This window comes from Aurantimicrobium sp., assembly GCF_036667855.1.
Classification (GTDB): Bacteria; Actinomycetota; Actinomycetes; order Actinomycetales; family Microbacteriaceae; genus Aurantimicrobium.
The window spans coordinates 1-6663 of record NZ_JAVWTF010000064.1 but is presented as its reverse complement, the minus strand read 5'-3'; the positions used below and the strand labels follow the sequence as shown (position 1 = coordinate 6663).

General features: G+C 52.4%; 8 protein-coding genes and 1 pseudogene. 1 reads left to right on the top strand and 8 read right to left on the bottom strand.

Features of this window, described 5'->3' with window-relative positions; translation table 11 throughout:
* From RR877_RS09425 to RR877_RS09405, 5 genes and pseudogenes are all read right to left on the bottom strand, one after another.
* Positions 1–361: pseudogene (locus RR877_RS09425) on the bottom strand (hypothetical protein); the annotation flags it as partial.
* Between the two features lie 9 nt (positions 362–370).
* The gene (locus tag RR877_RS09420; protein WP_332551207.1) at positions 371–1510 is read right to left on the bottom strand and encodes a hypothetical protein; all 1140 of its coding nucleotides are present in this window, start codon (positions 1508–1510) and stop codon (positions 371–373) included.
* Positions 1511–1633: 123 nt separating this feature from the next.
* Positions 1634–2173 (bottom strand): NUDIX hydrolase family protein, encoded by a 540-nt coding sequence (locus RR877_RS09415; protein ID WP_332551206.1) that lies wholly within the window; start codon positions 2171–2173, stop codon positions 1634–1636.
* 64 nt (positions 2174–2237) lie between these two features.
* Positions 2238–2477 carry a hypothetical protein gene (locus tag RR877_RS09410; RefSeq protein WP_096382590.1) on the bottom strand — a complete coding sequence of 80 codons (240 nt, stop codon included), beginning with the start codon at positions 2475–2477 and terminating at the stop codon, positions 2238–2240.
* A gap of 9 nt (positions 2478–2486) precedes the next feature.
* Complete coding sequence (locus tag RR877_RS09405; RefSeq protein ID WP_332551205.1) at positions 2487–2828, bottom strand: DUF2834 domain-containing protein; 342 nt, start codon at positions 2826–2828, stop codon at positions 2487–2489.
* Positions 2829–2992: 164 nt separating this feature from the next.
* Between RR877_RS09405 and RR877_RS09400 the strand changes: the two genes are divergently transcribed.
* Positions 2993–3772, top strand: a complete 780-nt coding sequence (locus RR877_RS09400) for a CPBP family intramembrane glutamic endopeptidase (RefSeq protein WP_332618754.1) — start codon at positions 2993–2995, stop codon at positions 3770–3772.
* Positions 3773–3821: 49 nt separating this feature from the next.
* Here the strand turns inward: RR877_RS09400 and RR877_RS09395 are convergent, their stop codons facing one another.
* From RR877_RS09395 to RR877_RS09385, 3 genes are all read right to left on the bottom strand, one after another.
* Positions 3822–5405, bottom strand: coding sequence for an amidohydrolase (locus tag RR877_RS09395; protein WP_332628029.1), 1584 nt, complete (start codon positions 5403–5405; stop codon positions 3822–3824).
* Positions 5406–5440: 35 nt separating this feature from the next.
* Positions 5441–6412: an agmatinase gene (speB, locus tag RR877_RS09390; RefSeq protein ID WP_332618751.1), complete on the bottom strand. Its 972-nt coding sequence runs from the start codon at positions 6410–6412 to the stop codon at positions 5441–5443.
* A gap of 21 nt (positions 6413–6433) precedes the next feature.
* Positions 6434–6663: thiamine pyrophosphate-dependent enzyme (locus RR877_RS09385; protein ID WP_332628027.1), on the bottom strand; the 230-nt coding region annotated here is incomplete at its 5' end.

Here is a 6663-nt window from a genome sequence, read left to right as displayed (position 1 = left end):
TTGATGCTTTGTTTTTGGCTGCGCGCGTGACTGTTTCAGCCTCAGCGCGAGCAGACTCGCGAACAACTTTGGCATCGGCTTCTGCATCAGCTACAAGCTTGTCGGCCTGCTCTTCAGCGACACGAAGGGTTTGCTCGAAGGCCGAACCCAAGTCGGCAAAAGTGGGCTTGGCGTTAGAGCGACGAAGCGCATCACGGAAGTCTGCAAGCTCGCGTTCAAGCTTTTCGACGGTGGCAATGCCCGAGCGTGTGCTTTGGCGAAGTTCTTCCATGCGTGCTTCAGCATCGCGGAATACACGCTTGACGTCGTTCGGGTCGTAGCCGTTACGACGAACAGTTTTGAATGATCGAGTCAGATCCATGTTTCAGCCCTACCGTTTCGTCTCATCGGTTAGGGAATCATCATTCATGTCCAAAGCTTCGACAGTCAATTCTTCCGCCAGCTCGTCATCTGCAACGGAGACATAGTTCAACAGATTGTCGTCGTCTTTGCTCTGCTCAGACAAAGCAATGATGCGCAATTCTGAATTGAAAGCTTCGACAGCCTCGCGTTCAGTGTTAATGCCATCGAGAAGGTTTTCACCGTTTTCCAGCAGAATTGCTGAACGCTCTTCGAGGCGCTCAGTCAACGTGTTGGCACGAGCACGAGCACGGCGAATAATTCCTGCCGCAGTTTCGCGAGCCTCGCGAACCAAGGCCACACCCTCTTGGCGTGAAGCTGCAAAGTTCTTTTGTGATTCGACAAGAATCTCGCGAGCACGTTCACGAGCAATGTCCAGATTCTTTTGGGACTCTTCGAGAAGCTTGGCAATGTAGGTTTCGTTTTCAGCAATGAGGCGACCGTTGTCACGCTCGGCCTTAGCGCGCAGAACCTCTATCTCTTCTTCAATGCGGCGCTTGTCGCGCTCGTGAACCTGGCGCAGAGTTGCAATCTCATTACGTGACTGTTCAATTTCTTGAGCGAGCTCTGTTTCGAGAGTTTCACGCTTTTGAGCGCCCTCAATAGTGATTGCTTCTGCAATCTTCGTGGCTTCTTCGTGCTGAATTTCTGCGTTGGCGAGAGTAGAACGAGCAGTGCTCAGGGCTTCACTCAGTTTTTTCTCTGATTCCTTAATCAGGCGTTCAACACGAGCCTCAGTTTCCGAAATAAGTTTGGCCGCCTGCTTGTCGGCATTCTCAGTAACAGCTATTGCTTCTTCTTCTGCAGAACGTTGAGTCAGAGCGCTAGTTGTTTGCGCATCAGCAATGAGCTTGCCCGCTTGTTCTTCAGCTACGCGAAGAGTCTGTTCAAATGCAGCACCAAGGTCGGAGAAGGAAGGCTTTGCGCTGGCACGCTTGAGTGCGCTGCGAACCTCGGCAACCTCGCGTGTAAGGGTGTCGATACGCTTATCAATCTCTGCGCGCTCAGATTCCAGGCGTGAGACCTCAATCTGCACGTCAGTGAGCGCTACGTTGACCTGCTGGGGATCTAGTCCTTTTTTGTCAGGCACAACGGGAAGTTCGATATCCACGATGTCCTTTCGCCTCGACAAACCTGGAATAAACAGTCGGTATCAGTATACGGGCAGATTTTTGCCCGAAATCAGGCCAAAAGTCCAATAATAGGGGTTTATCCCTAAAAAAGCAGGAGCTGATTAGTTCAGCGCACCGACTGAAGCCAAGGCAGCACGAAGTAATGCTCCTCGACCACCTTCCATTTCCGAGGTGACTGCATCGCTCGCTGCCTCACGAGGTGTGAGCCAGGTAATTTCCAAAGCGTCTTGACGCGGATCACATGTTCCCGTCACGGGGACCACATAGGCCAGTGACACTGCGTGCTGTCGCTCATCCGTGAACTGCGAGATACCTGGAAGCGGGAAGTACTCAGCAACATGGAAAGGATTGGGATTAGCAGGCAGGAGAGGGAAAGCCATGGGGCCTAAATCTTTTTCAAGGTGGCGAAACAGCGCTTCGCGCAGAGTCTCGCCATACATCACACGGCCAGAGACGAGGGTGCGGGTCATTTCTCCGGTCGAATTAGCGCGCAGCAACAAACCAACTTCGGTAACAACACCGAGGCCGTCAACTCGAACAGGCACAGCCTCAACATAGAGAAGGGGAAGTCGGCGGCGGATCGAGGAAAGCTCGTCGTCGCTTAGCCAGCCGCCGTTGGGATCAGGAGTTCGCACGCTCATGACCTATTTCTACCGGAACACTGCCCGGCGAGGGGGATTTATCCACCTACTGCCCGAAAAAACTTCAGCGCCGAGAAAGCTTGGCCCGCTTCTTGGACGCCATCAAACCCAGAAAGGCGAGGCTCGACATAATGCTCAGCACACTCAGAAATGAGCCAATAGAAAGGATGCTGCCAAAAGATCCAATCGAGCCAATGGAAAAAGCTGAGCCTCGAGAACCGATGGACATAAACGAATTTGTTGACCACAAACTCAGCACCGAGTTCTTCGATCCCACACTCATGACCGAGTTTTCGTTTTCCATGGCGCCAGCCTAGTTCTTTAGAGCAAGAGCAGTTGAGGAAAGTTCACCCAGTCGACGTTCACGCATGGCCATGAACAGGGGGAATGTGAAGGCCATCGCGGTCACACCTGAGAGCAGGATATACAGCCACACTCGTTTCATTCCGATGCGTCGAGATTCGGTGATCATAAACACCACGACAGCGATGGCAACGATAGTGAGATCAGCCGAGAGGACCCAGTCAACTGCAGACCCGAACCAGGCACCGAGGTAGTCTTCCTGATTCATCACAGCTATGCCGTTGAAAATCCAGGCAGTGATCAGTCCCGCAATGGAGAGCACGAGATAAACCCAGAACAGCTTTTTATGCATGATGTATTGCCCCTCAGTCGTGACTTCACCCTAGCGCGTGAGCACTCAAACTAGATGCTTGAAATTTGCTGTGAGTACACCGAACCATCGTCACCTACTCTTGAGGCATGACTGCCAGTGCGCCCGGTTTTACCCTGCCCGCAACTCAGTGGACTCGGGCACGCATGTTTTTGTCAGCTCTATTAGTAGTCACTTCTGCACCGCTGTTTTTTGTTTTTCACACCTCGTGGGGATACCTCACCGTAACCGCAGGTCTTGCTCTTGCGTTCACAATCTCGTGGCGCTTTGCCAGGGACCTCTTGCTTATCGCCATTCCCTTGGTGGGAATTGAACAGATCTCCCTCAAGGCGAATCTTGAATGGGGCAATATCGCCCTGATGGGAACAGTGCTGGTTCTGGCTGTTGCTGTTCCCTACTCACTGAGTAGGTGGGTATTCAAGGACCACGCGATTTCGTTCCCGGGTAGACCCGGACAACCTTGGTCCAGGCTGGAGTGGATCTGGCTTGGATTAGTTCTCATCTTGGGATGGCTCATCCTGCCGGTGTATTTCATCGGCTCGGGAAGTTACCTCAACTGGCCCGCAGTGGCCGAGCCGTCCGAAATTGCTCGACTGTTTGTCGGCGTTGGCTTTGTTGGTATCTGGGATGAACTCTTCTTCATCTGCACCATCTTCGCGCTGCTCAGGCGACACTTCCCGTTGTGGGTTGCCAACGGTTTGCAAGCCATCGTTTTTGTTTCATTCCTCTGGGAACTTGGCTACCGCTCATGGGGGCCTCTGCTCACCATTCCGTTCGCACTTATTCAGGCCTGGATTTTTGAGAAGAGTAAATCGGTCTACTACGTCATTACCGTGCACTTACTCTTTGACGTTGTTGTCTTCCTTGTTCTGATTTATGCCTACCACCCCCAGTGGGCACCCATCTTCTTGTTCCCAGCACCCTAATTGAGGAACCTGAACTCAAGGAAAAGATAAAGCGACAAAAAGCTCCCTGCTACACATTCATATCAGGTACCCAGCGACCAGTTTGATCGTGAGGGTCGCTTACATATGCTGGCCAAGGCAAACCAATTGGTGGCTCAAAGTCACGTGGGAGCAAGGGCTCAATCGGATTTGCAGCTCGGCGTGTGTCAAACTCTGCCCGAGCTGCGGCCAGTTTTTGGGGTGAGCGGAGCAAATCCAACATTGTGAGAGCGACCGTTTTACCAGTTGTGATGATGGTGGGATCAATTGTTGCGGGAATTCCTCCCAGAGCGTTCATCACCCACGCCGGATAGGCTTTACCTCCTTCAACAGGAGCGAGTGCGGCTCGTGAAACATAAAACCGAACCGTTGGAGCATAGTGAGTCATTTCGACATAGTCGTCACTCGTCCAGTTTGTTTGCCAGGCCGGCATATGTTCCCGCAATCTACGCTCTGCCTCTTGCGGCTCAATGAGCTGCTCGCACTCAGGCAGGATGGGGTTCTCCATGGGCAAGAGGCCAAGGGATTGTTGCAACTCTCTCGCGATATTTACAGCTTCAGAGCCGTACTTCGGGGCACCCACGCGTTCCAGTTGTCGGTAAAGAGTCTCTGCGAGTACATGGTTTGTGATTCCTGGGCGGCTTCGAGCAACCCAGGTTGAAACAACTCGCGAGTGCGCAATAGCAGCTGCGTGCTCAGCGTTTCGATCCAGGACGTTTAGAACATGCTCTGCCATTTCGATGGTAGGACAGCGCCATGAATATTGGATTTGCGCAAATCGCTGTGGCAAATTATCTGCCGTTGCTTGTCCATTTGTGAAAAGTGCCTCGGAGAGAGACCACCCACCGTGAGCAGGGAGCATATTGTCTTGCATCACCTTTGAGCTCATATACATGTTCATGAGAGCCACATTCGCTCCAGGAGCGCGAGCAGCTGAGTGTGATGCCGGTATAGGGCTGTCGATATTAGTTAGCTGCCATGACTCAGGCTCATCGCATACGAAGGTGTAGACCTTCGAGTAGTACGCACCGCACTGAGTATCCCAGCGGACAGTGTTACATAAGGGCAGCATGTAAAACGGATGAAAGCTGATAATTGCGTCCACATTGTCGTAGTAACCTCGAAGGCCGTGGACGACTTTTGAACCGTGCATTTTCTCTGCCGGCTCCCCTGTGTAGCGAAGCGTTCCAGAAATATTCTCTGCTTCCATCGCCGCTTTGGTGGCTAACAAACCGGCAAGCGTAGAAATACCGAGCGCTGAATGCGGGTCCGTATGACCCGGAGCAAACTCACTCACACCATCGCGCGACTTACGTTCAGTGGTCGCTGCTTGTCCATTACCAGGAACAGCGTCGTACTCAGCGTACGTCAGCAAAGTCGGGCCGTCACCGTTCGACCAAGTCGCTGAGAACGCAGTCGGCATACCTGCACTGCCCTCCTCGACTTCGAAACCATGTTGCCTCAGCGTCGCGACGTACCATTCGACGGACTTATATTCTCTCCACGCCGGCTCAGCATAATTCCAGATTGTTTGGTGCCAATTAGAGAGGTCTTGTTCGTGGTCATCAACCCAGCTAAGGGCTATATTTTCAGCGCTGTCAAAAACGTCACTCATAGTGATCGGTTACTCCAATTCTAGGGTTTGCAAATTTATGAGCTACGCTCGCGACCGAGTTGTTTAGCCATCAGGGAGATCAGCTCATATGCGGTATGCGAGGCTGCTATCGCAGTCATCTGCGCGTGGTCGTAGGCCGGCGATACCTCGACGACGTCTGCACCAACAATGTTGCGCCCATCAAAGCTGCGCAAAATTTCTATGAGCTCGCGGCTCGTCATTCCACCTGCTTCAGGCGTTCCGGTACCTGGTGCATGTGCTGGATCAAGGACATCGATGTCAACAGATATGTAGAGTGGCTGGTCACCAATTCGTTTGCGAAGCATCTGGCCAATCTCCAACGGTCCGCGACGACCGATGTCGTACGAGGTGACGATTCCAAAACCCATCCGCTCGTCATCTGTCAGATCTTCTTTGCCGTATAACGGTCCGCGAGTTCCTACATGACTAAGCGCATTGGTGTTAAGAATTCCCTCTTCGAATGCGCGTCGGAACGGCGTGCCATGGGTATACGGAGCACCCATGTAGGTGTCCCACGTGTCGAGGTGAGCGTCAAAGTGTAAAAGTGCGACCGGGCCGTGCGTCTTGTATACCGAACGCAGCAATGGAAGTGCAATAGTGTGGTCGCCCCCAATCGCTACGAGTTTCTTGCCATCTTTTCGAAGCTCGTCAGAAGCCTCTTCGATGTTCGTAATTGCCTCAAGGATGTTGTAGGGGTTGGCAACGATGTCTCCAGCATCGACAACTTGTGCAACATCAAAAGGTGCAACATCGAGTCCAGGATTGTACTCACGCAATAGCCGAGACGCCTCTCGAACGTGACTTGGACCAAACCTCGCCCCTGTGCGGTAGGACACACCTGCATCAAAAGGAATTCCCACGACAGCAATATCTGCTCTCTCTACATCTCGCAGAAGTGGTAGACGAGCAAATGTTGCGATGTGTGCAAAGCGTGGATTGTTTGTGAGGTCTATTGGGCCGATATTTTGAGAAGGGTTAGAGGACATGGTGATGAGATTCTCCTAGTTCTAACGGGGAATGCTTGCAAGTGGGATATGTACAAACTGCAATCCACCGGCGGCGATAGCGCCCTGAATCATGGGAGCAACGTCATCGCGAGTTCCTACCTGCTGAGCTGTAAAACCCATTCCTCGAGCCAAGATAGGCCAATCGGGTTGATGCAAATCAACGCCAACGGGCTGAATATCTCGATCGAGTTCGTTTTGGCGAATTTCCCCATAGCCCCCGTTGTCAACAC

Bases quoted from the DNA above. Each gene is read 5' to 3' on its own strand.
- RR877_RS09415 (WP_332551206.1), bottom strand. From the start codon at position 2,173: ATGAGCGTGCGAACTCCTGATCCCAACGGCGGCTGGCTAAGCGACGAC.
- RR877_RS09410 (WP_096382590.1), bottom strand. From the start codon at position 2,477: ATGGAAAACGAAAACTCGGTCATGAGTGTGGGATCGAAGAACTCGGTG.
- RR877_RS09405 (WP_332551205.1), bottom strand. From the start codon at position 2,828: ATGCATAAAAAGCTGTTCTGGGTTTATCTCGTGCTCTCCATTGCGGGA.
- RR877_RS09400 (WP_332618754.1), top strand. From the start codon at position 2,993: ATGTTTTTGTCAGCTCTATTAGTAGTCACTTCTGCACCGCTGTTTTTT.
- RR877_RS09395 (WP_332628029.1), bottom strand. From the start codon at position 5,405: ATGAGTGACGTTTTTGACAGCGCTGAAAATATAGCCCTTAGCTGGGTT.
- speB (WP_332618751.1), bottom strand. From the start codon at position 6,412: ATGTCCTCTAACCCTTCTCAAAATATCGGCCCAATAGACCTCACAAAC.